24 protein-coding genes are annotated in these 25,662 nt (G+C 67.4%); 14 read left to right on the top strand and 10 right to left on the bottom strand.

From position 1 onward, the window contains the following. Positions 1-37: 37 nt before the first annotated feature. Positions 38-622, bottom strand: coding sequence for a MarR family winged helix-turn-helix transcriptional regulator (locus ASF57_RS17525; RefSeq protein WP_056486097.1), 585 nt, complete (start codon positions 620-622; stop codon positions 38-40). 344 nt (positions 623-966) lie between these two features. Between ASF57_RS17525 and rfbF the strand changes: the two genes are divergently transcribed. Genes rfbF through ASF57_RS17550 form a run of 5 tightly spaced genes read left to right on the top strand, consistent with a single transcriptional unit; the run spans position 967 to position 5,593 of the window. Further along, positions 967-1,734, top strand: a complete 768-nt coding sequence (rfbF, locus tag ASF57_RS17530; RefSeq protein WP_056182549.1) for a glucose-1-phosphate cytidylyltransferase — start codon at positions 967-969, stop codon at positions 1,732-1,734. A gap of 32 nt (positions 1,735-1,766) precedes the next feature. Continuing rightward, positions 1,767-2,873 carry a CDP-glucose 4,6-dehydratase gene (rfbG, locus tag ASF57_RS17535; RefSeq protein WP_244476990.1) on the top strand — a complete coding sequence of 369 codons (1,107 nt, stop codon included), beginning with the start codon at positions 1,767-1,769 and terminating at the stop codon, positions 2,871-2,873. Positions 2,874-2,899: 26 nt separating this feature from the next. Continuing rightward, entirely contained in the window at positions 2,900-4,156 is a 1,257-nt protein-coding gene (locus ASF57_RS17540) for a class I SAM-dependent methyltransferase (RefSeq protein ID WP_056486105.1), read from the top strand. 4 nt (positions 4,157-4,160) lie between these two features. Beyond that, on the top strand, positions 4,161-4,691 hold the full coding sequence (locus tag ASF57_RS17545; RefSeq protein WP_056485456.1) for a dTDP-4-dehydrorhamnose 3,5-epimerase family protein: 531 nt from the start codon (positions 4,161-4,163) through the stop codon (positions 4,689-4,691). Next, positions 4,688-5,593, top strand: a complete 906-nt coding sequence (locus ASF57_RS17550; RefSeq protein ID WP_056485458.1) for an NAD(P)-dependent oxidoreductase — start codon at positions 4,688-4,690, stop codon at positions 5,591-5,593. The genes ASF57_RS17545 and ASF57_RS17550 overlap by 4 nt, the downstream gene beginning before the upstream one ends. Positions 5,594-5,607: 14 nt before the next feature. On the opposite strand, the gene ASF57_RS17555 is transcribed toward ASF57_RS17550, so the two are convergent. Both ASF57_RS17555 and ASF57_RS17560 read right to left on the bottom strand, forming a co-directional pair. After that, positions 5,608-5,997 carry a response regulator gene (locus tag ASF57_RS17555; protein WP_244476991.1) on the bottom strand — a complete coding sequence of 130 codons (390 nt, stop codon included), beginning with the start codon at positions 5,995-5,997 and terminating at the stop codon, positions 5,608-5,610. 165 nt (positions 5,998-6,162) lie between these two features. Further along, positions 6,163-7,416, bottom strand: coding sequence for an adenosylmethionine--8-amino-7-oxononanoate transaminase (locus ASF57_RS17560; protein ID WP_056485460.1), 1,254 nt, complete (start codon positions 7,414-7,416; stop codon positions 6,163-6,165). Positions 7,417-7,778: 362 nt separating this feature from the next. Here ASF57_RS17560 and ASF57_RS17565 point away from each other — a divergent pair, with 362 nt between their 5' ends. From ASF57_RS17565 to ASF57_RS17575, 3 genes are all read left to right on the top strand, one after another. Next, on the top strand, positions 7,779-9,830 hold the full coding sequence (locus ASF57_RS17565; protein WP_244476992.1) for a TonB-dependent siderophore receptor: 2,052 nt from the start codon (positions 7,779-7,781) through the stop codon (positions 9,828-9,830). Further along, the gene (locus ASF57_RS17570) at positions 9,827-11,056 is read left to right on the top strand and encodes a PepSY-associated TM helix domain-containing protein (RefSeq protein ID WP_056485465.1); all 1,230 of its coding nucleotides are present in this window, start codon (positions 9,827-9,829) and stop codon (positions 11,054-11,056) included. The genes ASF57_RS17565 and ASF57_RS17570 overlap by 4 nt, the downstream gene beginning before the upstream one ends. 71 nt (positions 11,057-11,127) lie before the next feature. Continuing rightward, positions 11,128-12,141, top strand: coding sequence for a bifunctional riboflavin kinase/FAD synthetase (locus tag ASF57_RS17575; protein WP_056485467.1), 1,014 nt, complete (start codon positions 11,128-11,130; stop codon positions 12,139-12,141). Between the two features lie 7 nt (positions 12,142-12,148). On the opposite strand, the gene ASF57_RS17580 is transcribed toward ASF57_RS17575, so the two are convergent. Continuing rightward, complete coding sequence (locus tag ASF57_RS17580) at positions 12,149-12,688, bottom strand: YcgN family cysteine cluster protein (RefSeq protein WP_082504095.1); 540 nt, start codon at positions 12,686-12,688, stop codon at positions 12,149-12,151. 306 nt (positions 12,689-12,994) lie between these two features. On the opposite strand from ASF57_RS17580, the gene ASF57_RS17585 reads away from it, so the two are divergent. From ASF57_RS17585 to ASF57_RS17595, 3 genes are read left to right on the top strand one after another with little or no spacing between them, the layout of a single operon-like run. Beyond that, positions 12,995-15,223 (top strand): PBP1A family penicillin-binding protein, encoded by a 2,229-nt coding sequence (locus ASF57_RS17585; RefSeq protein ID WP_056182574.1) that lies wholly within the window; start codon positions 12,995-12,997, stop codon positions 15,221-15,223. A 15-nt stretch (positions 15,224-15,238) separates the two neighbouring features. Continuing rightward, positions 15,239-15,970, top strand: coding sequence for a DUF1214 domain-containing protein (locus ASF57_RS17590; RefSeq protein WP_156376212.1), 732 nt, complete (start codon positions 15,239-15,241; stop codon positions 15,968-15,970). Continuing rightward, on the top strand, positions 15,967-16,563 hold the full coding sequence (locus tag ASF57_RS17595; RefSeq protein ID WP_056485469.1) for a hypothetical protein: 597 nt from the start codon (positions 15,967-15,969) through the stop codon (positions 16,561-16,563). The genes ASF57_RS17590 and ASF57_RS17595 overlap by 4 nt, the downstream gene beginning before the upstream one ends. 18 nt (positions 16,564-16,581) lie before the next feature. On the opposite strand, the gene ASF57_RS17600 is transcribed toward ASF57_RS17595, so the two are convergent. After that, entirely contained in the window at positions 16,582-17,349 is a 768-nt protein-coding gene (locus tag ASF57_RS17600) for a hypothetical protein (protein ID WP_056486112.1), read from the bottom strand. A gap of 79 nt (positions 17,350-17,428) precedes the next feature. Then, complete coding sequence (locus tag ASF57_RS17605) at positions 17,429-17,641, bottom strand: hypothetical protein (RefSeq protein ID WP_056485471.1); 213 nt, start codon at positions 17,639-17,641, stop codon at positions 17,429-17,431. 536 nt (positions 17,642-18,177) lie between these two features. Here ASF57_RS17605 and ASF57_RS17610 point away from each other — a divergent pair. Further along, complete coding sequence (locus ASF57_RS17610) at positions 18,178-18,471, top strand: hypothetical protein (RefSeq protein ID WP_056182581.1); 294 nt, start codon at positions 18,178-18,180, stop codon at positions 18,469-18,471. 75 nt (positions 18,472-18,546) lie between these two features. Beyond that, the gene (gene gshB, locus ASF57_RS17615) at positions 18,547-19,503 is read left to right on the top strand and encodes a glutathione synthase (RefSeq protein WP_056182585.1); all 957 of its coding nucleotides are present in this window, start codon (positions 18,547-18,549) and stop codon (positions 19,501-19,503) included. A gap of 76 nt (positions 19,504-19,579) precedes the next feature. On the opposite strand, the gene ASF57_RS17620 is transcribed toward gshB, so the two are convergent. Genes ASF57_RS17620 through oxlT form a run of 4 tightly spaced genes read right to left on the bottom strand, consistent with a single transcriptional unit; the run spans position 19,580 to position 24,341 of the window. Then, positions 19,580-21,130, bottom strand: coding sequence for an acyl--CoA ligase (locus tag ASF57_RS17620; RefSeq protein WP_056485473.1), 1,551 nt, complete (start codon positions 21,128-21,130; stop codon positions 19,580-19,582). A 28-nt stretch (positions 21,131-21,158) separates the two neighbouring features. Then, complete coding sequence (locus tag ASF57_RS17625; protein WP_056485475.1) at positions 21,159-22,169, bottom strand: 2-dehydropantoate 2-reductase; 1,011 nt, start codon at positions 22,167-22,169, stop codon at positions 21,159-21,161. A 55-nt stretch (positions 22,170-22,224) separates the two neighbouring features. Then, on the bottom strand, positions 22,225-22,989 hold the full coding sequence (locus ASF57_RS17630; RefSeq protein WP_056486115.1) for a fumarylacetoacetate hydrolase family protein: 765 nt from the start codon (positions 22,987-22,989) through the stop codon (positions 22,225-22,227). A gap of 5 nt (positions 22,990-22,994) precedes the next feature. After that, complete coding sequence (gene oxlT, locus ASF57_RS17635) at positions 22,995-24,341, bottom strand: oxalate/formate MFS antiporter (protein ID WP_082504097.1); 1,347 nt, start codon at positions 24,339-24,341, stop codon at positions 22,995-22,997. Between the two features lie 434 nt (positions 24,342-24,775). Here oxlT and ASF57_RS17640 point away from each other — a divergent pair, with 434 nt between their 5' ends. Then, positions 24,776-25,558 (top strand): creatininase family protein, encoded by a 783-nt coding sequence (locus ASF57_RS17640; protein ID WP_056485476.1) that lies wholly within the window; start codon positions 24,776-24,778, stop codon positions 25,556-25,558. The last annotated feature ends 104 nt before the right edge of the window (positions 25,559-25,662 follow it).

A 25,662-nucleotide genomic window follows, 5' to 3' on the forward strand; every position in this document is an offset into this window, starting at 1 on the left:
GGTGGTACGGCGGTCTCCGACCCATAGGGCGGCCCGTCTACAGAGCTTCCGGAACCACCAGCGAATCCGACTCCTCCTCATCCATCTCGGAATCGCCCTCGACCTCGTGGCCGGTGACGCCGGACGCCTCGGCGAGGTTGCGGGCGGCCTTGCGCAGGAGCTTGCGAAGCCGACGCTTCTCCTTGCCGTCGAATCCATCGAGGAGTTCCGCCTCGACATCATCCCACAGCCGCTCGATGGCCGCAGCCTTGGCCAGCCCCGTCTCGGTGAGCCGCACGCGTACGATGCGGCCGTCGCCGGCCTCGGCCCGGCGCTCCACGAAGCCGAGGGCAGCGAGCCGCGAAATCGTCTTGGAGGCGGTGGGCGGGCGCACCCGCAGCATCGCGGCGAGATCCCCCATCGTCATGGTCCCGGCGGCGGCCAGCGCCTGCACCACCTGCTCCTGACCGGCGAAGAGGTCGAGGGCAACCAAGCGGTCACCGATACGGGACCGGTGCAGGCGCGCGGCCTGGACCAGGGCCCAACCGACGCTCTTGGCGCCCGGGGGACGGAGGCGCTTGTCGGATTTCGCCATGCTGCGTTCGCCCTCCCTGTCGGTTCCCGCTCCGGGAAGCGACGCCATCGCCGCACGGGTCAGGCCGCCCTCGCCAGGCTCGGCCGTCCCGCGCTCGTCAGCCGCCCACATCGCACGTCCTCTTCTTCGACCCTAGCGCGATGGCTCCTTGCCCGCGCCCATCATTCCGGATGCATCCACGAGCAACCGGGATGATCCTCTCAGGCCCGGGCATGACCGGCCCATGTGAAGCTGCGATGACAGGCGCCCCGGGCGAGCCCGCAAGAGACTGGAAAAGCCGGCTCATCGATCGGCCGGCCCCACGCCTGGACGAAGCCCATCCCCTCGACTAAGCCTTGCGGAAACGCCGCTCCGGCCCCCTTCCGGGCCCCGCGAAGACCGTTCAGGACCCCATGAAGGCAGTCATCCTCGCAGGCGGTCTCGGTACGCGCCTGTCTGAGGAGACAGTGACGCGGCCTAAGCCCATGCTGGAGATCGGCGGTCGTCCGATCCTCTGGCACATCATGCAGATCTTCGCCGCTCACGGGGTGCGCGAATTCATCATCTGCCTCGGCTACAAGGGCTACGTTATCAAGGAATTCTTCCTGAACTACCGACTGCACCTCTCCGACGTCACCATCGACATCGGACGCGGCGACGTCGACTTTCACCGCAGCGCTGCCGAGGACTGGCGCGTTTCGCTGATCGAGACAGGCGAAACCACCATGACGGGCGGGCGGTTGAAGCGCGTGCGCGCCTATCTGGGGGACGACGACTTCTTCATGACCTACGGCGACGGCGTTGCCGACGTGGACCTCACCGCGCTCGCTGCCTTCCACAAGGCGCAGGGCAGGCTCGCCACCCTCACGGCGGTGACACCGCCTGGCCGCTTCGGCGCGCTGGATCTCGAGGCCGGCACGGTGCGCCGCTTCCGCGAGAAGCCGGCGGGGGACGGAGCGACGATCAACGGCGGCTTCTTCGTGCTCTCGCCGCGCGTCTTCGACCGGATCGCGGGGGACGGCACGGTGTGGGAAGCAGAACCCCTGGAGGGCCTTGCCGCCGACGGGCAGCTCGCGGCCTACGTCCACACCGGGTTCTGGCAGGCAATGGATACCCTGCGCGACAAGAACCACCTCGAAGCCCTGTGGGCGAGCGAGGCGCCGCCCTGGAAGTGCTGGTAGTCTCGTCGCCCCCCTGGAGATCGATTTTCAGCGTGCAGCCTTCGCCCTTCCCCCTGCCGCGCACCCGCGACCCGAATCCCGATCCCGCGTTCTGGGCCGGCCGGCGGGTGCTCGTCACTGGTCAGACCGGCTTTAAGGGCGCTTGGCTCTGCCTATGGCTGGGGCGCCTGGGGGCCCGCGTCAGCGGGCTGGCACTTCCGCCCGAAAGCGCGCCGAACCTGTTCGAGGCGGCCCGTATCGGCGCCGGAATGGACTCGCATCTCGGCGACATCCGCGATGCGGACGCTGTGCGGGCCTGCCTCGCCGCCACCGCCCCCGAGATCGTCATCCACATGGCGGCCCAGGCGCTGGTGCGTGCCTCCTATCGCGATCCGCTCGGCACCTATGCCACCAACGTCATGGGCACCGCCCACGTGCTCGATGCGGTGCGAACGACGCCCTCCGTGCGGGCCGTCGTGGTGGTGACGAGCGACAAGGCCTACGAAAACCGCGAATGGCCCTACGGCTATCGCGAAACGGAGGCGCTGGGCGGCCACGACCCCTACAGCAGTTCCAAGGCCTGTGCCGAATTGGTGGCAGCGGCCTATCGCAACGCCTTCCTTGCCGAGCGCGACTGCCGGATCGCGACCGCGCGGGCGGGCAACGTCCTCGGGGGGGGCGACTGGTCGGAGGATCGGCTGGTGCCCGATATCGTCCGCGCCTTCGCCCGCGGCGAGTCCGTCGAGATCCGAGCACCCCACGCCACCCGGCCCTGGCAGCACGTGCTCGAACCCCTGAGCGGGTATCTCCGTCTGGCCGAATGCCTAGTGGGCGCGGACGGGCCGCGCTACGCCGAGCCCTGGAACTTCGGGCCGGCTGACGAGGATTGCCGGCCGGTGGCCCACCTCGTCGATGCACTCGCCCAGGCCTGGGGGGCGGATGCCCTGTGGCACCTCTCCCCGGCGATCCACCCGCACGAGGCCACCTTCCTCAAGGTCGATTCCGCCAAGGCCCGCACCTATCTCGGCTGGGACCGGCGCCTGCGCCTCGACGCGGCCCTGGCCTGGACCGCCGCTTGGCATCGCGCCGAGGCCGATGGCGGTTCAGCCCGCGACCTGACTCTGGCGCAGATCGAGGCCTACGAGGCGCTCAGCGGATGACGATGTCGGATATGACGGTTCCGGACATGAATGCCTCTGAAACGACCTCTGCGGGCCCGTCACGCACCTGCCGGGCGTGCGGAGCCGCCCTCCGCCGAAGCGTGGCCGATCTCGGCCTGTCACCGCTGGCCAACGCCTACGTGCCGGCTGACCGGGTGAACCGGGGTGAGGTGTTCCACCCGCTCCATGCCTATGTCTGCGATTCCTGCTGGCTCGTGCAGCTCGAGGCCTTCGAGACCCCGGAGGCGATCTTTTCCGATTATGCCTACTTCTCGGGTTTCTCGGCCGGATGGATCGCCCATGCGGAGGCCTACGTAGCAGCGATGCAGGCGCGCTTCTCGCTCTCGCCTGTCAGCAAGGTCGTGGAGGTGGCGAGCAACGACGGCTATCTGCTGCAAGCGGTCGTCGCCCGCGGCATCCCGGCTCTTGGAATCGAGCCCGCTGCCAACGTGGCGGCAGTGGCCCGTCAGCGCGGCATCCCCACCGAAGTGGCATTCTTCGGCGAGGAGACCGGCCGCCGCCTGCTGGCGGACGGTCACGCGGCCGACCTGATGGCGGCGAACAACGTGCTCGCCCATGTGCCCGACATTCACGACTTCGTCGAAGGTTTCCGGATTCTACTGAAATCCGAGGGAGTCGGTACGTTCGAGTTCCCGCACCTCCTCCGGATGATCCAGGAGCGCCAGTTCGACACCATTTATCACGAGCATTTTTCGTATCTTTCCCTCGGCGTCGTCTCGAACATCTTGGCGGCGCACGGCCTGCGGGTGTTCGATGTCGAGCAATGGCCGACGCATGGTGGCTCCCTGCGGGTGTTCTTCTGCCATGCGGCAGCGGCCCATGCGGAGACCGACGCCGTGGCACGGGTCCTGGCGGAGGAGCGGGCGGGCGGGCTGTTCGGTCCGGAAGGCTACGCCGCCTTCGCGGAGGATGTGGTCGCCATCAAGTGCGCCACCCTGACCTTCCTGGCGGATCTGCGGCTGACGCATCGGACCGTCTGCGCCTACGGAGCGGCAGCTAAGGGCAACACCTTCCTCAATTACTGCGGCATCGGCCCCGAACTAATCGGGGCCGTCGCCGATCGCTCCCCGCACAAGCAGGGCACGCGCCTTCCGGGAAGCCGCATCCCGGTGGTCTCGCCAGAGGCGCTGCTAGCGATGCGGCCAGACTACGTCCTGATCCTGCCCTGGAACCTCAAGGACGAAATCGCCAGCGAAATGGCGACGATCCGTGACTGGGGCGGGCGCTTCGTCACCGCGATCCCGCGCCTCTCGGTGTTCTGAGCGGATGCGCTTCGAGGCCCTGCCGCTGGCTGGCGCGTATCGGGTCGTCCCGGAACCCCATGCCGATGCACGCGGCTTTTTCGCCCGCACCGCCTGCACGGATGATTTCGCCGCCCAGGGTCTGATCGGCGCCTTCGCGCAATCCAGCATCTCCTACAACGCTCGGCGCGGGACCGTGCGGGGCCTGCACTTCTCTGCAGAGCCGCACGCGGAGACCAAACTGGTGCGCTGCACGGCCGGCGCGATCCACGACGTCATCGTCGACCTACGGCCGGATTCTGCGACCTACCTGCAGGCCTACGGGGTCGAGCTGAACGTCCGGAACCGCCATGCCCTCTACATCCCCACGGGCTTTGGCCATGGCTTCCAAGCCCTCAGTGACGGCACGGAAGTGCTCTATATGATCGATCGGCCCTACGTGGTCGGGAGCGCCCGAGGCCTGCGCTGGAACGATCCGGCGCTGGACGTCGCCTGGCCGGAGCCCATCACGGTGATCGCCGAGCGCGACCTGACCTACCCGGACTGGGTCCGGTGACGGGCCGTGTCCTCATCACCGGCGCCACCGGCTTCGTCGGCCGCCACGCGGTTCCGGCCCTGCAGGCCCTGGGCTTCGAGGTGCACGGTGTCGGCCGCCGTCCGCTCGGCGGCACGGCGATGCACACGGCCGACCTGCTGGTGGAGAACGAGCGCCGCGCATTGATCGCGGACCTTCGCCCAAGCCACCTGCTGCATCTCGCCTGGGACGCGGAGCCGGGTCGGTACTGGACCTCCGCCAGCAATCTCGACTGGGTCGCCGCCACCCTGGACCTCGCCAAAGCCTTCGCAGCGCAGGGCGGACGGCGCTTCGTCGGCGCCGGCACCTGTGCCGAATACGCGTGGGGCGCATTCCGATTCGACGAAGCGACGACCCCGTGCCAGCCCGCAACCCTCTATGGTGCGGCCAAGGATGGGACCCGGCGCATCCTCACGGCCTATGCGGAGAACCATGGCATCCGCCTCGCCTGGGGACGGCTCTTCTTCCTCTACGGTCCTGGCGAGCGGCGCGGACGCCTCGTCTCAGATGCGGTCCACGCACTGATGACCGGGACATCGTTCCCGACCTCGACCGGGCACCAGCGCCGCGACTTCCTGCATGTCGCGGATGCGGCCGCCGCGTTGGCCGCTCTAGTGGCGAGCGACGTTACTGGACCGGTGAATATCGGCTCTGGCACGGCCGTTCCGGTGCGCGCACTTCTCGATGGTCTCGCCGCCCGGATCGGGAATGCGGAGCACCTCGCCTACGGTGCCCGACTCCTGAACCCGACAGAACCGGCAGCCATCGAGGCGGGCACCCGGATTCTCACTGAAGCCGTCGGCTTCCGCCCGCGCTTCAGCCTGGAGCGCGGCCTCGACGACACGGTCGCGTGGTGGCGCGCGCACAGCAAACCGACGGCCTGAAGTTCAGCAACCCATCAGCAGGGCAGCAGTCCCTTGAGCTGCGAGAGAATGTCCTCGCCGGTACAGGGTCGGGCGATGAACTTGGCCCCCTTCGGCATCCGCTCGGGGTCGGGCGCGGCGCGGCCCGAGACGATCACGATGGGCAGTTGGGGACGAGCCTCGGACACGGCCGTAGCGAGCTCGAAGCCGTTGGTCTTGCCGGACAGTTCGACATCCGTGACGAGGCCGCAGATGTCGGGGCGGGCCTGGAGGATGCCGAGGGCACGTTCCGCCGAGGCGCATTGCACGGTTTCGTAGCCGCCATTCTCGAGGACGTCGCCGAGGTCCATGATCGTTAGGGCTTCGTCCTCCACCAGTAGGATCACCGGCCGATCGTCGTTCGCGTTCGTCGCCTCATCCACCACGATGCACCCTCCAGCCTGTCTGGCCGCAGGCCCTGCCCGGAACCAGGATCGTCGCGCCCCACCGGGCTTGCACGACGCGGTTCAGAAGACAGGGCCAGCGCAACGTAGTCCCAACGAGCGACGCGGGCGCGGGTTGCAAGGCGCGCCGGACCGAACCCACCGCAATCAGGCGGTGGTCTCCGTCACCACCGCCCGCATGACCGCGAGGAGTTGCGCCAGATCCTCGGACGCGATGGTAAGTGCGGGCGTGAGATAGACGATGTCGCCGAATGGGCGAACCCAGGTCCCCAGCGCGAGGAACCGGCGCTTAAGATCGGCGAGATCCGAGGCCTGCCGGAACTGGACCACGCCAATCGCCCCAAGAACGCGGATGTCGGCCACCCCGGGCAGGCACCGGAGCGGCTCCAGGCCCTCTGCCAGAGCCGCCGCGATGGCAGCGACTTTCTCCAGGCGCGGCTCGCGCTCGAACAGATCGAGGCTGGCATTGGCCGCCGCGCAGGCAAGCGGGTTGGCCATGAAGGTCGGCCCATGCATCAGGGCGGCGGCGGGGTCGTCGGACAGAAAGCTCTCGAACACCGCCCTCGTGGCGATCGTGGCGGCCAACGCCATGGTGCCCCCGGTGAGCGCCTTCGACAGGCACAGGATGTCTGGCACGATCCCGGCCTGCTCGCAGGCGAACAGGGTGCCGGTGCGTCCGAAGCCGGTGAAGATCTCGTCGGCGATGAGCGGCAGCCCATGGCGCTTCGCGAGGCGGGCGACGGTCGCCAGCACGTCCGGAGCGTGCATCCGCATACCGCCGGCGCCCTGAACCAAGGGCTCGATGATGACGGCCGCCAGGGTCTCGCGCTCGGCGGCCATGCGGGCATCTAGTGTGGCGACCTGCACCGCTGTCCTTGGTAGATCGCAAAAAACCTGGGCCGGCAGGTAGGCGCCGAAGCGCCGGTGCATGCCCTCATCGGGATCGCAGACCGACATCGCCCCGAGGGTGTCGCCGTGATAGCCCTCGCGAAACGCCAGGATGCGGGTGCGCCCGGCGATCCCCCGGTTGATCCACATCTGCACCGCCATCTTCAGCGCGACCTCGACGGCGACCGAGCCGGAATCGGTGAAGAAGACGTGATCAAGGTCGCCCGGCAACAGGTCAGCGAGGCGGGCCGCCAAACGCTCGGCCGGCGCGTGGGTGAGCCCCCCGAACATCACGTGCGGCATCGCCTCCAGCTGAGCGGCCACGGCGGCGCGGATGTGGGGATGGTTGTAGCCGTGGGCGGCGGTCCACCACGAAGCAATGCCGTCGATCAGTTCGCGTCCGTCGGCGAGGACGATGCGAGAGCCATGCGTCCGCACGGCCTCCAGCGGCGGAGCCGCCGCCTGCATCTGGGTATAGGGCCGCCAGAGATGGTGCGTGCGCGGGTTGGTCATAGCCGGACCGGGATGGGCTCGCGCAACGGAAGGGTCAAGGTCTGGAGGTGGGCCTGACAGCGGCTTGGGACCATCTGGCATTCAGCTTATTTTGCGAAACATATCTATGTTTTGAGATATAAGTCAGATTATTATAGACTAATTCCAATATATCACCGATATATTGTCAAATATAAAAGACTATCCTACGGAAGATCGAGCCTCAATCTGGAGCGATCATGCCTCATCACGTTCGCCGTCGCCGGCACAGCCGTTCCACAAGCCGCGCAGCCGCGGGAGCGACGGGGTTGCTCTCAGGCGCAGCCCTTCTGCTTCACGCGGGGTCCGCATCTGCGCAGCAGCCGGACTTCTCGGACGTCGCAATGGAAGAGATCCACATCGCCGGCGACAGTCGCGGCGTTCTCGGCTACACCCCCCGGCGAACGAGCTTCGGGGCAGGGTCGGAGACCGCTCTCCTCGATACGCCGGCCAACATCGCAGTCGTGCCGAACGCCGTCCTGCGCGACCAGCGGGTCCTGAGCCTCGACGAGGCCCTGCGCAATGTCAGCAGCGTCGTGCAGACCAACAGTCTCGGCGGCACGCAAGAGGCCGTGATCAGGCGTGGCTTCGGGTCTTCCCGCGACAGCTCGATCCTGCGCGACGGGCGCCGCACCGTCCTACAGCAGAACTTCAACCATTCTATCGAGCGGGTTGAGGTGCTCAAGGGGCCGGCCTCGCTCCTCTACGGCATCTCCGAGCCCGGCGGCCTCATCAATCTCGTCTCGAAGCGACCGGAATTCACCCCGAGCGGGTCTCTTGAGCTGACGGGGACGAGCTTCGGCGGCGGCCTCGTCCAAACCGATCTCACTGGTCCGGTCAAGGACACCAACCTAGCCTACCGCGTGATTGGTGACTTCCAAGACTATGAATACTGGCGCAACTTCGGACAGATCCGCCGACAGGTTGTGGCCCCGTCCGTGACTTGGCGCGGCGACGAGACCAGCGTGACGGTGGGCTACGAGTTCGCGCACTACACCATCCCATTCGATCGGGGCACTACCTTCGATGCGCGCACCGGCCGCCCCCTGCGGGTGCCGCGCGACCGCCGCTTCGACGAGCGCGTGAGCCGGGTCGAGGCTATGAGCCACCTCGCCACGATCGATATCGACCACCGGTTCAACGAGGATTGGAAGCTACATCTCGGCTACAGCTATTCGAACCTCGGTTACGACGACAATCAGATCCGGCCGGTTTCCTACAACGCCAATACGCGTCTTCTGACGCGCCGGGCAGATGCGACGCGCGGAGGCGACTTCAACGCGAACGTTGCGCGCCTCGACCTGATCGGACGCTTCGATACCTTCGGCTTGCGTCACGACCTCCTGGCCGGCGTGATGTATGAACGGATTGATTACTACCGGAAGACCAGTGTGCGCGGGCCGAACGTGAGCGGTTTCGACCCGTTCGATCCCCTCTACGGTCTGCTCGGCGCCTCAGACCGGATCTCGCTCGCGTCCAGCAACAACCGCGATCGTCTCAGCAACACCAGCCTGTACCTGCAAGATTCTCTTCACCTCACCGACCGGCTCATTCTGGTTGGCGGGATGAGTGCCCAGATTTACGACCAGCTCGCCTATGCGGGACGCCCGGCCGTCATCTCGACCGCGATCAACGGTGTGAAGCCGGTGCCGCGCGCCGGTCTCGTCTACAAGCTTTCGCCGAACCTTTCGCTCTATGGCAGCTACACGCAATCCTTCCGCCCGAACGTGACCGATCTCGACGTCACCGGCACGCTGCTGCCGGAAGAGGGCGAAGCCTACGAGGTCGGCGTCAAGGCGGAGGTCGCCGAGGGGCTTCTTATCACGGGCGCGATGTTCGACGCCGAGAAGAGCAACGTGCTGATCACCCAGGTGGTCAACGGCGACCGCTTCGGCTCCACCGCCGGCCGGGTCCGCTCGCGCGGCTTCGAACTCGATTTCGCGGGTCAGATCCGTCCCAACTGGGCCGTGATCGGCAGCTACGGCTTCACCCAGGCCGTCGTCACGGAGGATCCGGTTCTCGTCGGCAAGGAACTCCAGAACACGCCGCGGGTCACGGCCTCGCTGTTCCTGACCCATCAGCTCGGCGCTGTCGCGGAGGCGATGGAATTCGGCTCGACCCGCCTCGGGCCGGGCTCCCTCGAAGTCGGCTTCGGCACCCGCTACGTCGGGGCGCGGCCCGGCGACGCCGCCAATACCTTCAGCCTGCCGGACTACGTGGTCAGCGATGCCTTCCTGGCCTACCGGACCCAGGTGAACGGCCTGCCGACCACGGTCCAGCTCAACCTGAAGAACCTGTTCGACGAGACCTATTATGCCTCGTCGGGGGCGAGCAACCTGCTGGTCGCGGTGGGCGAACCGTTCCAGGCCCTGGTGACCGCACGGGTGGCCTGGTGAGGCGCCTTCGCGCGATCCTATTCCAGATCCATTGGCTGCTGGGTCTCGGCGCCGGACTGATCCTCGCGGTGGCGGGCGTGACCGGCGCCCTCCTGAGCTACGAAGATGCGATCGGCGCGTTCGTCGACGCCGACTTGATCCGGGTCGCGCCCCGGGCGGAAAACCTGCTCACGCCGGACGCGCTCCTCGCCCGGTTCCACACCCAGCACCGCGGCACGGTGGTGAACCTCACGCTGTCCGCCGAGCCCGGCACCACCGCGATGATGCGCCTCGGCCGCGACCCCGCCACCGACCAGCGTCCGCCCTCGCTCTATCTCGACCCTTATGACGGGACCGTCCTGGGCGCAGCGCGGACGGAGACGGTGTTCGCCACCATCCGGCGCCTGCACCGCTGGCTCCTTCTTCCGGGAGACGGCAAGGGCTGGGGCCGGACGCTGACGGGCTTAAGCGTGCTGGCTCTCCTCATGCTGCTCTGCACCGGCCTGTACCTGCGCTGGCCGAAGGTGATGTCCTGGCGGATCTGGCTGAAGCCGAACCTCCGCCAATGGGGTCGGCCGACCTACTGGTCGTTGCATTCGGTGGCCGGCACCTGGGTGCTGCCGATTTATCTAATCATCGCCCTGAGCGGCCTGTGGTGGTCCTTCGACGGGTATCGCAACGTGGTCACCGCCCTGCTGACGCGCGGCGAGACCATCACCCGGATGGCGGATGGCAAGCCGCAGTCTGGCATGGAAAAACCGCGGTCGGTCGGCTCTGAGAGCAAGCCGCCGCCGGGCCGGAAGGAGGAAGGCCTGGGCGCCCCCGGTGCGCCCTCCCTCGACACGGCCTGGGCGGCCTTCCGCGCGGTGCAGGACGGCCATTTCATCCGCGCCACCCTGCTCCTGCCGGCAGGCTTCACGGGTCCCGTGCGCGTCCGCTCGGAGAATCCGAACGGCTGGCGTGACGACACCCGGATCGAGGCGGCCACCGGGCGCATCCTGGTGCGCGAGATCGGTGGGGAACGGCCGCTCGGCGTGCGGATCGCCGGCAACATGCTCGACGTGCATAGCGGCCGCTTCTTCGGCCCCCTCGGACCGCCGATTTTCCTCATCGCGGCCCTGTTGATGCCGCTCTTCCTGGTGACGGGGCTGCTGCTCTATATCGGGCGGCGCAAGGCGAAGGCCCGGCGCCGGTCCTCGGCCCCGCCGATCGCCGCCGCGACCTCCGGGCTCAGGCCACGCGCTTGACCCCCTGGCCGGATTTCGACAGGTTCCGCCGCCACAGCGCCCAATCCGTCTGCTGCAACCGTCGAGATCCGATGTCGTCTGGCGACGAATCCGCCGTCCCGCCCGCCGCATCCGCGCGTGCGCGACCCTTCACAATCTGCCGCGAGGACGAGCCGGTACCGCCCGCCATCGCTGGCGCCATCGCGGCGATCGGCAATTTCGACGGGGTGCATCTCGGCCATCGCGCTCTGATCGCCGCCGTCCGCGAGACGGCGCAGGCAGCAAGTCACCCAGCGGTGGCGCTCACCTTCGAGCCGCATCCGCGCGCTTATTTTGCGCCGCACCTGCCCATGTTCCGTCTCACCGATGCGTTGGCTAAGGAGATTGTATTCGCGCATCTCGGTCTCGACGGCCTGATCGTACGCCGCTTCGACGCCACCCTGGCGGGCACCGGCGCCCGAGACTTCGTCGAGGAGCTTCTGGTGCGTGACCTCGGAGTGTCAGGGGTCGTCATCGGCCACGACTTCCATTTCGGCCGGGGCCGGGAGGGCACGCCGGCCGTGCTCGCGGACCTCTGCACGCAGGCCGGCCTGACCTGCCGTATCATTTCCCCCGTGGCCCTGAGCGCAGGCGCGGAACCGGTCTCGTCGAGCGCGATCCGGGCGGCCCTGGCCGAGGGCGCGGTGGCGCAGGCCAACGCGCTCCTCGGTTATCGCTGGTTCGTCTCCGGAGAGGTCCGCCACGGCGACAAGCGCGGGCGTACCCTGGGCTATCCCACTGCCAACGTGGCGCTGACGGATTGCGGACTCGCTCACGGCATCTACGCGGTACGGGTGCGCCTGCCGGATGGCCGGGTGACGGACGGAGTCGCCAGTTACGGCCGACGGCCGACCTTCGACGACGGCGCTCCTCTCCTCGAGGTCAATCTGTTCGACTTCTCCGGAGACCTGTACGGCCAGACGATCGCGGTGGAGTTTCTCGACTACATCCGGGGCGAGGTACGCTTCGACGGGGCCGAGGCCCTGATCGTCCAGATGCATTGCGATGCGGCGGAAGCCCGCCGGATCATCGCCAAGAACCCCGTCCCGTCGATGTTGGAGGCTTGACCCTCGATCAATCCGCCTCGTCCTCGGTGTCGGGCGTGCGGTTGGGCCAGGTCACGATCCGATCGAGCAGTTCGTCGGCGGTGAACTCCTCCTCGTTGCCGGAAACCCGGCCCCGCACGGAGATGCCGGCCTCGTGCACGCTGGCGGCGCGTCCGGAGACGAGGGGATGCCAAGCGTAGAGGTCTTGACCGTCGCGGATGAGGCGATAGGCGCAGGTCGGCGGCAGCCACGGGATCGTGCGGACCGCCTCGGGCGTCAGGCGCACGCAATCGGGCACCCGCTTCTGGCGCCTCGGATAGTCGCGGCAGCGGCAGCCATGGCCGTCGAGGAGAGTGCAGCCGACATCCGTGTGATAGACCTCAGCCGTGTCCTCGTCTTCGAGCTTGAGGAGGCAGCAGCGGCCGCAACCGTCGCACAGGCTCTCCCATTCGGTCGGGGACATCGCCTCCAGGCTCTTGGTGCGCCAGAACGGCTCGTCGACCGAGGCGGAAGGGGATTCGGGGAAGGCCTGCGGCGTCTGGGAACGCGCGGCCGAGCGGTCCCGCATGGGGAACACCTTGGGCTGGGAGCGGCGAAAATCCGGGTGATCCGTTCCTGTGCCGCAACGCCGACCTGCGGGCAAGCGTTGCCGGCGCAAGGCACGACGTCGCAGCGCGGAGTCAAGCCTCCCGATGCCACCGACCCGCCCCAATCCGACGTCAAGGTTAAGACTAGGTTATCGTCCACAACGCCGGGACTCTGCGCCTTGCCGAGGCGTTGTCAGCAACGAAGCCTCGCGGCCGGGCGCAGGTGTTGTTAGGATCGCGTGACCCGGCCTCGTGCCGGCGCCGGGTACGGAAGGACTGGAACTCAGGTGCGCCTGCCCAAAGCGACCTCGCTGACGACGCGGATCAAGCACGCCGCCCTGGCCTTTGATGCCTGGGTGAACGCGAGCCTGTACGATGGCGGCCGCTCGGCAGGCGAGACCTACGAGCGATTCCAAGAGCGTATGAACGTGTTCGCGGTGCGGGGCTGGAAGCGCGTCACCCTAGACCTGACCAGCGAGGCGGTGACCCTCGGCACCGGCGGGGCCGTGCTGATGCTGGCGCTGGCGCAGCCCGCCTTCAACCTGACCAATGACAACTGGCTCAAGGCCCAGGATCTCGCGGTGACCTTCCTCGACCGCTACGGCACCGAAGTCGGGCGGCGCGGGATCAAGCACGATGATTCGCTCAAGCTCGACGACTTTCCCGACATCATGATCAAGGCCCTGGTCTCGACGGAAGACCGGCGTTTCTACGAGCATTGGGGTATCGACCCCATCGGCACCGCCCGCGCGCTGGTGTCGAACTCGCGCGGCGGCGGCAACACCCAGGGCGGCTCGTCGATCACCCAGCAGCTCGCCAAAAACCTGTTCCTCACGAACGAGCGCTCGCTTGAGCGCAAGATCAACGAGGCCTTCCTGGCGCTCTGGCTGGAGAGCCATCTCTCCAAGAACGAGATCCTGAAGCTCTATCTCGACCGCGCCTATATGGGCGGCGGCACCTTCGGCGCCGTGGCGGCGGCGGACTATTATTTCGGCAAGCCGCTCAAGGACATCTCCCTGGCCGAAGCCGCGATGCTGGCCGGCCTGTTCAAGGCGCCGACCAAGTACGCCCCCCATGTGAACCTACCGGCGGCCCGCGCCCGTGCCGTCGATGTGCTGCACAACATGGTCGAGGCCGGCTTCCTCACCGAGGGCCAGATCCAAACGGCCTTGCGCAACCCTGCGACGCCCGTAACGCGCACCCGCGACATCACGGCGGACTATTATCTCGACTGGGCCTTCGGCGAGATCAAGCAAATGGCCGACGCTGGCCGCTTCCGCAGCGACCGGGTGCTCACCGTCAAGACGCCGCTCGATCTCACCATCCAGCGGCGGGCCGACGAGGTGGTGCAGAACACCCTGCGCCGGCTCGGCGACCAGTACGAGGTCGACGAGGCCGCGATGGTGATCCTCGACCCCGATGGCGCGCTGCGGGCGATGGTCGGCGGCGCCGATTACGGCGAGAGCCAGTTCAACCGCGCCACCGATGCGCTGCGCCAGCCTGGCTCGTCGTTCAAGCCCTATGTCTACGCGGCCGGCCTCGCCGCGGGCCTGTATCGGCCGGATACCCGCGTCGTCGATCGGCCCGTCTGCATTGGCAACTGGTGCCCGCAGAACTACGGACGCTCGTTCTCGGGCGCCACGACTCTGACTGTGGCGGTGGCCAAATCCATCAACACCATCCCGATTCAGGTCTCGATCGCGCTTGGTAAGGCGATGGGCATCTCGCACGAGGCCCGGGCGGCTGCCGCCGGGCGCAAGAAGATCATCGAGACCGCCCACGCTATGGGCATCACCACGCAACTGACCGATTCCGTCTCCCTGCCCATCGGTTCGGCCGAGGTGAACGTCATCGATCAGGCCGCCGGCTACGCGGTGTTCGCCAATGGCGGTCGCAAGGCCAAGCCCTACGCGGCGATGGAGGTGAAGAACTCGTCCGGCGAGGTGATCTATCGCCATGCCGACGAGCCGATGCGGCAGGTGCTGTCGACCCAGGTGGTCGCCGATATGAACTACATGCTCACCAAGGTGGTGGAGGAAGGCACCGGCAAGCGCGCCGCGCTGGAGGGCATCAAGGTGGCGGGCAAGTCCGGCACCACGAATGCCTACCGCGACGCCTGGTTCGTCGGCTACACCGGCAATTATGTCGGCGCCGTCTGGTTCGGCAACGACGATCACACCTCCACCAACAAGATGACCGGCGGCTCGCTGCCCGCAATGACTTGGCATGACGTCATGGAAGTCGCACACCAGGGCATCGAGCTGAAGCCGATGCCGGGCCTGAAGGATCCGGGCCGCGCGGTGGCCCAGGCCGGCCCGAGCGCGGCCCCCGTCAACGCCGCGGCGAGTGCGGCCGGCAAGCTTTCGCGACGGTCCTTCGAGGTCATTGGCAGCATGAACGGCCTGTTCCGCCAAGTGGAGCGAGCGCCCGAGAAGACCTCTGCCCTCCAGCCCGCAAGCGTACCGGGCGCAGTGGCGGAGGGAACCCGCGCTGGCGGCCGCATCGGCACCCCGTAACTGGCGATGATGCGCATGACATTGGCCGAGATGGTGGCGCGATTGCGCCCGGACCAGACCCGCCCGCCCGCTTCCCAGCCAACAAGCACAGGCACCGTTGGCCCGCTGCGGAGCGGAGTTTCCGGGCGCCTTGCCGGACTTCTGCGACGCGGCGTGCGCCGGGCCTCGACCGTGACGCTGATGCTCTACGCCCTGGCTCTTGGCGCCGGAATCGGGCTGGCCACCGCCGATTACGCCACGCGGGGCGGCTATCCGTTCGGGGGCGTCCCGGTCGGAGCCTGGACGGCCTGGCCGAAGATCGGCTCTGTGGGCGCGGACCCCTACGCCCGCGCGGTCAACGCCCGGCGGGGCGAGATCCCCCTGGCGATCGGCGAGGGTATGCTGCTGACCGCGGAGCAGGACGAGTCCGGGCAGGCCCTCGACGCCGCGTGCACTTATCAAGTGGCGGGCGTGACGCCGCCCGCTCGCGCTTGGACGGTGACGGTCGCCGGGCGCGGGCCGCGTGATTCGGAGGCAGCACCGATGCGCGAAGGCTTCACCTCCACGGAGATCCTGCGCGAGACCGACGGGCATTTTGCCATCACGCTTTCGCCCGAGGTGCAGCCGGGCAACTGGCTGCCGATGCCCCGCGCGAAGGGTCCTGTGCGCTTGGCGCTCCGTCTCTACGACACCCCCGTAGCGGCCAGTGCCGGCAACCTGGACCGCTCGGCGGTACCGGCCGTCACCCGAACCGGATGTGCCCCATGACGCCGCGCGGACGCTTTCTGGTCGCCACCCTGTCGGGGCTGGTGATCGCCGGCCTCGTGCATGTGGCCACGGTGCTGCTGATCCCGAGGCTAGCGGAGGGAGATGCCCTCTCCCGGGCACGATCGGGCGAGGGCCTCGACCATCCGATGCCGGTGAACACGGTGGCGACCGGGGACGCGCCGCCCCCCGTTGAGGCGTGGCTGCCGATCCCCGATCCTGCGGTCGCGGTCGGCCTGTGCGCGTTCGATTTGACCGAGGGACCGATGCGGGTCTCTGCTCGCACCGGTCCCCTGATGCTGTCCCTGGCGGTGCATGGGCCGCGTGGCGCCTTCTATGCGGTCACCGATCAGGCGGCCGTGCGCGGTGCCCTCGATCTGGTTGTCCTCACTCGGGCCCAGTACGACGAGGCGCTCGCCAATGCCGACGAGGACGAGGTGAGCCACGATGTCCGCATCGTCGCCACCGACGCCAAGGGCTTCGTGGTGGTGCGGATCATCGCGGCGCTTCCAAGTCAGCGCGCGACCGCGGATGCGGCTGTGCAGGCGGTCTCCTGCACGGTCGACAGCCCAGCCGATGAGAAGCCCGGGGGCTAAGGCAGCCCCAGAACCTGCTCAGTACTTGGCGACGATCGGCTTTGCCGCTGCTACCTCGACCATCACCTCGGGCAGAAGCCCGCATCGCGCCTCGGCCTCCGGGGGCACCAGGGGGTCGAGCAGGGGATTTCGGCCGTTGAGGGCCGCCAGGGCCTGTGCCACAGCCGTGAGCTCCGGACCCGGCGCCTCGATCACCAAATGCTCCAGAGCGTAGCGGTAGCGCCCGGCGCGCCGTCGGGTCTCAAGTCGAACCCAGGCGATCAGGCAGCGGTTCTCGGCCACTCGCATGGCGGCTCGGCGCACATCGCCGTCGTCAAGGCTCTTGGCGAAGGGCAGGCTGCGAAGGCGCAAGGCATCGGCCTCCTTCACTCGAACGGCCAGGGCGACGAATTGCGGAATCAGCCGCGCATCGGCACCGATATCCTCCGACAGCCGCCGGTAGCGCGAGACCGGTGAGCGGAAGGCCTCCCCCATCAGGATATCGTGGTAGGCCGCGGGATCATCGGTGCGCCAGGACGGGGGCAGCACACGGGTGCGGGTCAGGTTGGCGAGGGCGTCCGTGAAGGCCTCGTGCCCAGCCGCCGGCATCAGGAAGCGCCAGGCACGGTCGCGCAGGGTGCGCTCCTCGCCGGTGAACGGAAAGGTTGAGGCCGGCTCCTCGCGTTCCTGCGCGGCCAGGGTTCCGGTGGTCTCGATCAGACTGTTCCAGGCGCCGGCCTTGGGACGTCCGAAATCGCCCTGCTGCGCGCAACCGGTCAGAAGCACCAGGATCGCGAGGGGCGTCAGATGCTGGGAGCGCGGCCATCGCGCGAGGAAGCATCCGGTTCGGAACAAAGGCATCCTCCGGGAACGAAGCAGTTCGTGGTCAGGAACGACGACGCAGGCGCGGGGCGGACGCGTCCGGCTCGGGCATGCGCTCGTAGCGGATGCCGGTGAAGAGCAGGATGGCACCGCGCGGAGTATCCGCGTCCGCACGCCGGAAACGGCGGGCAGGTGCCGCGAAGGGCACCACCTGGGCTGTCTGGCGCTCGGGATGGCGCTCGGTGCCGCCCGTCTCGGGCGACCGTTTGACGTTCATCCGAGGCGCGTTCATCCGGGGAGAGTTCATCGGCTTGGTTCCGATTCCATTCGATCTCTGAAGCGAGCCGTCATCAGGCCTGCCCTCACCGCATCCGGGCCGTTCCGGCATCGCGGCGGTGCCGGCAGAGATCAGCATGGGGTGGTTAACGGAACCTTGCGATGCTGCCGCCAACACCGTCTTCCCCGACTGGCCATGAGGGGACCGGACCAGCGTGGCTTCCAGGCAACGGAGCCACTTCGTCCGTATGGCCCGCGACTTGCACCCCAGGGACTGCCCATGGCGGGCATTTCCTCCCTTGTACTCGGCCCTGCTCGCCCGGCGAGCGGGGCTTTTTTTGTTGGGCGGACCATGCGCGGATCTTTAGTGGCCCTGATCGATCCGGGAGCGAACGCACGGAACACGCGGCGGTCGAGGCGCTTGCTAAGGGCGGGTCGCGCCCGATATGCCGTGTCGCTTCCGATCGAACGGTCGTACTTTTCGCGAACGCCCATCACCCCAACGCCATTTCATTTCCGATTGAAGGACACCGCCGGATGCGCGTGGTTATCTCCCGACTCTCAAGCCCGAACCGGGGCCTCAAAGCGGCCCTGAGCCTGGCGCCTTTCGCGCTCCTGATGATGGCTGTCAGCCCGGCCCAGGCCCAGCGCGAGGACCAGGGGCTTCAGCTCGGATGTGCCAACGACTACTTCCGCCTCTGCGCCGGCGTCGATCCCAACAGCCAGGACGCGGAGCGCTGCATGGATCGCAACCGCTCCCGGCTGTCCCCCGAGTGCAAAGCCGCCATCGGCGACTATGACCGCCGTAGCGGTGGAAAATCCCAGAAGTAAGGTGCCGTCCGGCACGCCGCATCACGGTCGGGACGGGCATCGACGGTGTCCGTTCCCAGACAGAGGTTTGACAGCATGACCCTGACCGTCGCGGTGCAGATGGATCCGATCCAGTCGATCCGGATCGCCGGGGACACCACGTTCGCGCTCCTGCTCGAAGCCCAAGCGCGCGGGCACCGGCTCCTGCACTACACGCCGGACCGCCTGTCGATGCAGGGCAATGCCGTGACGGCGCGGGTCGAGGCCCTGACGGTACAGGACGTGGAGGGCGCACACGCGAACCTGGGCGCCCCCGAACGCATCGACCTGTCGAGTGTCGACGTGGTTCTGATGCGCCAGGATCCGCCCTTCGACATGGCCTACATCACCGCCACACACATGCTGGAGCGCATCCATCCACGCACCCTGGTGGTGAACAACCCGGCCGAGGTCCGCAACGCCCCTGAGAAGCTGTTCGTCCTCGACTTCCCCGAGTTGATGCCGCCCACCCTGATCACCCGCGATAAGGCGGAGATCGAGGCGTTCCGGGCCGAGCACGGCGCCATCGTGATGAAGCCCCTCCACGGGCATGGCGGCGCGGCGGTGTTCCGGGTCCTGCCCGAGGACGCGAATTTCGGCTCGATGTTCGACCTGTTCTCGGTCACCTTCCGCGAGCAGTGGGTGGTGCAGCGATTCCTGCCGCGCATCACCGAGGGCGACAAGCGCATCATCCTGGTCGATGGCGAGCCGATGGGTGCCATCAACCGGGTGCCCGCCCTCAACGATATCCGCTCGAACATGGTGCGGGGTGGGGCGGCGGCGGCCTCCGACCTGACCGAGCGCGAGCGTGCGATCTGCGCTACCATTGGTCCGGAACTGAAGCGCCGAGGCCTGATCCTGGTCGGGATCGACGTCATCGACGGAAACCTGACCGAAATCAATGTGACCTCGCCGACAGGTATTCGGGCGATCAAGCGCCTCGGCGGGCCGGACTTGGCGGTTTCTGTGTGGGACGCAATCGAGGGCCGCGTCGGCACGGTCCTGTCCGCCTGACGGGCGCTCACACTCGGCTGTCTTAAAACGACACGACCCGGGCAAGCCCGGGTCGTGTGCTTTGTGGTCCTCGGACTCAGACCAGTCCGAGTTTCTGGGCCAAGCCGATGCGTTGGAGCTTGCCGGTAGCACCCTTCGGGATTTCGTCCAGGATCAGGATCTTGGCCGGCACCTTGAAGGCGGCGAGGCGTTCCGAGGCGAAGCCGCGCAGTTCCTTCTCGGCGAGGTGCTGGCCCTCGCGGAGCACGATGGCGGCGCAAACGTCTTCGCCCAGTTTGTCATGTGGCATCGCGAAGGTGACGCATTGCGATACTGCCGGATGGTCCATCAGGATCTCGTCGACTTCGCGCGGGGAGATTTTCTCGCCGCCCCGGTTGATGATTTCCTTGAGGCGCCCGGTGATGGACAGGTAGCCCTCGGGCGTCAGCGATCCCTGGTCGCCGGTGCGGAACCAGCCCTGCTTGGTGAAGGCCTCGGCATTGGCCTTGTCGTTGTTCTCGTAGCCGGACATCACGTTGTCGCCGCGGATGACGATCTCACCGGTCTCGCCTGCAGGCATCGGCTCGCCGTCCTCGTCCACGATCGCGATCTCGGGGCCGGCCGCGAGGCCGACCGAGCCGGCGTAATGCGGACGCGGCGGCAGCGGATTGGAGGCCATCTGGTGGGAGGCCTCGGTCATGCCGTAGGCCTCGATCAGGGGAGCGCCGAACACCTCCTCGATTTCCTTCATCACCTGGGGCGGCATGGAGGATGAGGAGGACCGGATGAAGCGCAAGGGGTTGGCCTCGATGGCCTCCCGGTTGCGTGCGGCCCGGCTAAGGATCGCCTGATGCATGGTCGGCACGGCGGTGTACCAGGTCGGGCGAACCTCGCTCATCCACCCGAAAAACTTGAGGGCGTTGAAGCCCGGCGTGCACGACACCTGACCGCCGGCCGAGAGCGGGGCCAGGATGCCGGCGATCAGCCCGTGGATGTGGAACAGCGGCATGATGTTGAGGCCGCGATCCTCGGCCGTGAAGGCCAGGGTGGTGCGGATGTTGCGGGCCGAAGCACAGACATTCGACTGCTTCAGCGGCACGATCTTCGGGCGCGATGTGGTGCCGGAGGTGTGCAGCACGAGGCCGATATCGTCCGGGTGAGCCGGACCACCCTGCGCGGCCGGCGAAGCCCCGGCCCCCTCGAACGACAGGGTGAAGCTGCCGGCCCCTTCCTCAGGGGTCGGGCGAAGGCGCACCACTGGCACGCCGAGACGGGCAGCGACCGCGATGGCCGGGCTGTCGGAGCCGTCCGCAACCACGAGGAGCTTCGCGTTGAGATCGGAAAGGTAGAACGTGAACTCGTCGGCCTTGTAGCTCGGGTTGAGGGGAGCGGCCGTGGTCCCGGCCCCGATGGCGATGAAGGCGGCCGCCATTTCAGGTCCGTTGTCGAGGACGATGCCGACCCGGTCGTTCCGGCCGAGGCCCTGTGCATTCAGGGCCGCGATGGTCCGGTCCGTGAGGCCGCGGAGCTGGCCGAAGGTCAGGGGCACGCCGCCAGGGCTGGACAGGGCGGTCGCGTCCGCGGCGCCGGCCTGGATCAGGGCGCGCAGGGTGGTGGCGGCGGGATGTGCGTGGGAAGTCTCGGCCATGGCGAAGCGTCCTCGAATGTCTTGGGGGTCAGGCCGGCATGATGGAGAGGCGCCCCTGCGCCCGCTCCAGGCTCTGGGAGAGGAGGCGCATCAGGGCGTAGACGGTGCCGATATGCGGGGTCGGGGTGTCGGTAAGGCGCCCGAGCTCGATGATTGAGCCGACCAGGGCCTCGAGTTCGATCGGGCGTCCCGCCTCCACGTCCTGCAGCATCGAGGTCTTGTGGGCGCCAACCTTCTCAGCGCCGGCGATGCGCCGTTCGATGCCGAGCTTGAAGGTGATGCCGAGGCGGTTCGCGATCGTCTCCGCCTCGCGCATCATGTCGGCGGCGAGTGCCCGAGTCTCGGGGAACTGGCAGATGTCGACCAGGGTGGCGTGACTGAGCGCCGAGATCGGATTGAAGCTGAGGTTGCCCCAGAGCTTGAGCCAGATCTCCGCCCGGATATCGCTGGTCACCGGCGCACGGAAGCCCGCCTTGATCAGGGTCTGGGCCAGCGATTGCACACGCGGCGACATCGAGCCGTCGAGTTCGCCGAGGCCGAAGCGGTGGCCTTCGACCACCTGCACCACGCCGGGCTCGGTCAGCACGGCGGCCGGGTAGACGACGGAGCCGATGACGTGCCTGGGATCGAGATGCTTCGCGATGAGGCCGCCCGGATCGGCGGTCTCCAGGTGGGTGCCCGTCAGGTCACCGCCGTGACCTTGCGAAAAGTACCACCACGGGATGCCGTTCTGCATCGTCACCACCATCGTGTCGGGACCGATGAGGTGATGGAGGTCGGCCGCGATCGGACCGACCTGATGCGCCTTGACGGTGAGGAGCACGATGTCGTGCTTTCCCGCCTCGGCCATCGACTTCATGGCCTTGAGGTTCGTCACGTGAATCTCGGAGCCGTTCTCCTCGATCAGCCGCATCCCGTTCTGCTGGATGGCGTCGAGGTTGGCGCCTCGGGCGATGAAGGTGACGTCCTCGCCCGCATGGGCGAGGCGCACACCGAGAAATCCTCCGATGGCGCCGGCGCCGACGATCGCGATGCTCATGTGGGTATCCTTGAAGCCTGTTCGGTTCGCGTCCGGTTCGTTGGAGTCGGGTGTCTCACGAAAACCCGTTCGACAGTATGCCGATGCCGGCGATCTCAACCTCGACGGTAGCGCCCTTCGGGATCGGCCCGGCGCCCACCGAGGTCCCACAGGCGATGAGGTCGCCGGGCTCCAGGGTCATGCCCCGGGAGAGTTCGGCCACCAGCTCGGCGGGTCGGCGCATCATGTCAGCCAGCGGATAGCGCTGCCGCTCGCGCCCATTGACCCGCACTGCGACCTCAAGGGCCTCGGGATCGAGGTCGGTGGCGATCACCGGGCCGAATGGTCCGAAGCCGTCGTAGCCTTTGGACCGGGTCCAGTGGGTGAAGCTCGGATCGGCCTTCAGGGCTTCAAGAGCGGTCACGTCGTTCACGCAGGTGTAGCCGAAAATGTGAGCCGCCGCCGCCTCCGGCGTGAGGTCGCGGCCGCGCCGGCCGATCACGATTCCAAGCTCGCCCTCGAAGAGCAACCGACCGCCCCCGTCCGGCGCCGTGACGGTCTGCCCGCTGGCCAGATAACAGCTCGCCGGCTTCACGAAGTAGAGCGGCACCTCGGGCCGGGTGAGGCCCTGCTTCTCGGCCGAAGCGTGGAAGTTGTTCCACAGGGCGATGTATTTCGAGGGCCGGCACGGCAGATCGAGAGTGACCTCGGCGAGCGGCAGCGTCGCACCGGTGGGCGCCGGGTCAGCGAAGAGATCGCCCTCGTGGACGGCGATCGTTCCTCCGTCGAGGCGGCCGAAGCCGCTCTCGCCGTCGTGGATGTAGCGGAGCCATCGGGCCATCTGCATCAGCTCCGGGCAATGAACCGGGCGCGCATCGGCTTCAGCACGAAGAGTGCGAGGAAGCCGGCCAGGAACGCCATGCCGGAGGCGGCGTAGAACACATTCTGCCACGAACCGGTCTTGGCCTGGATCATGAGAAGGATCGGAAGGAGCAGCGCGGCGGTGCCCTTGGCGGTGTAGAGGAGGCCCGCATTGGCGGCCGCGTTCTTGTCGCCGTAGGTGTCGCTGCAGGTGGCGGGGAACAGGGAGTAGATCTCGCCCCAGGCGAAGAACACGAGGCCGGTGAGCAGCACGAAGGCCATCGGGATGTGCGCGAACATGCCCAGTGCCAGGATGCCGGCGCCCTCGATCATGAAGGCGATCACCATGGTGTTCTCGCGGCCGATCTTGTCGGAGACCCAGCCGAAGAACGGCCGCGTCACACCGTTGAGCACCCGATCGATGGTCAGCGCGAAGGTCAGGGCCGGGAGGGTGATGCCGATGAGCGAGACGTTGACGCCCGCAACCTTGAAGTCCTTGGCGATGGGCGCCAGGGACGCCGCCGCCATCAGGCCGCCGGCCGCCATCATGACGAACATGAGGTACAGGAGCCAGAAGACCGGCGTCCGCACCATCTCGGCGGTGGAGTACTGCCGGCGGGTGACGGTGTTCACGGTCGCGGTGCGGCCGGCGAGCATTCGGTCCTTGAAGGCGGTGCTCGGCGAGACGAGGAGCAAAGCCGCCAGCATGACGATGAGGCCCTGGCCGAGGCCGAACACGAAGAAGGTGTGCTGGTAGCCGGAATCGCGGATCATGTTGGCGATCGGGATCACCGTGAGGGCCGAGCCCGCGCCGAAACCGGCAGCGGTGAGGCCGGCAGCGAAGCCGCGCCGATCAGGAAACCATTTCAGGGCATTGCCGACGCAAGTGCCGTAGACCGCGCCCGCGCCGATGCCGCTGATGGCGGCGGCCGCGTACAGCATGGTCAGCGTGTCGGCGTAGGAGTTCATCACCCAGCCGAGCGCGCAGAGGGCGCCGCCGAAGATGGTGACGAGGCGCGGGCCATACTTGTCCACGAACCAGCCTTCGATCGGAACCAGCCAGGTTTCCATCACCACGAAGATCGTGAAAGCCCACTGGATCGCGGTGCGCTCCCAACCGAACTTCTGCTGGATCGGATCGACGAACAGCGTCCAGCCGTATTGCAGGTTGGCGATCATCGACATGCACAGCACGCCGAGGAACAGCTGTCCCCAGCGGCCCAGTGGCGGCGCATCCACCTTGGTCGATGACCCCACCCGAGCGGCGTGAGCCTCAGCGGGCGTGATCGACGTCGCTCCATGGGGAGCAGGCGCAGCACTACGCGCGGTCATAGGCGTCTTCCTCGGCTCAACTCTGGTTTATGGTGTTCGTTTTTATCGGCAATTATTTTGAATTCAAGGATCTATACCTCGCGTAACCCTCGGGCTCGCCTGCAAAATTTTTGGGTTAAGCATCCAAAAAATTTGAGATGCTGGCGGACACTGGCGCATCCTCCATTCTTCTCTTGCGGCGCATTAATTCTGTTTGCGACGCAGCAGCGGAAGCCTTTTCCATCATTGGAGAAGGGTCTTGCGTGGGCTTCGGGAAAGGCTCGAGAATCGTTGGAAACGGGATCCACGCGGAGCGCTCGCGTGCGCCAGCCCTTGGCATTCGGCCGATCCCAACGGCGGCGGTCCGGTGGATGAGGCCCCGTGGATCGGGGGTGAGATCCATGGCACCCAAGGAATATGTGGCGGGATGAGCGCCTCGCCGGGGGAATGCCAGGATGCCGATACGCCACTGGGCCGAGTTGACGACGAACGAGATCCGGAACCGCGACATGGGGCAGGCCATCGCGGTGTTGCCCGTCGCGGCGATCGAGCAGCACGGGCCGCACCTGCCGCTCGCCACCGACACCATCATCGCCGAGGGCTATCTGGCCCATCTCGCCGTGCTTCCGGCGGACAACCTCGACATCCTGCTGCTGCCGGTTCAGGCCATCGGCAAGTCCGACGAGCACGATGGCTTTGCCGGAACCCTGACCCTGGACACCGGCACCGCCCTGGAGGCCTGGATAAGTATCGGCGATGGGGTGCGGCGTGCCGGCTGCGAAAAACTCGTTCTGGTCACCTCTCACGGGGGCAACAGCGGCCTGATCGATCTGGTGGCCGGGACGTTGCGCGGGCGGCACGGCATGGTGGCGGTGACCACGGCCTGGAGCCGCTTCGGCTACCCCGACGGACTGTTTCCCGAGACGGAAATCCGCCACGGCATCCATGGCGGCGGCATTGAGACCGCCCTGATGCTGGCGCTACGGCCCGACTTGGTCCGGCGAAACCACATCGCCGATTTTACCCCGCGCACCGTGGCGATGGCTGAAACCTTCACGCATCTGCGTGCCGGTCGCCCCGCGGCCTTTGCCTGGAAGGCACAGGACCTCAACCCGGCCGGTGCCATCGGCGATGCCCGCCTCGGTACGGCGGAGGCCGGCGCTCGCGCCCTCGATCATGGAGCCCGTGCCTTCCTCGAACTCCTGCGCGACGTCGACCGCTTTCGTCTTGCCCAGTGAATCTCGGCCATGACCCGGGGCTCGCCCCTGCGGGCGGTAACCGCGCCGGCTCCCGGCGCGAAGAAGCCTGACATGAGAGGCGCGACATCCCGGATCGCGGAGTT

It is taken from the genome of Methylobacterium sp. Leaf117 (assembly GCF_001422985.1).
In the GTDB taxonomy this organism is placed as follows: domain Bacteria; phylum Pseudomonadota; class Alphaproteobacteria; order Rhizobiales; family Beijerinckiaceae; genus Methylobacterium.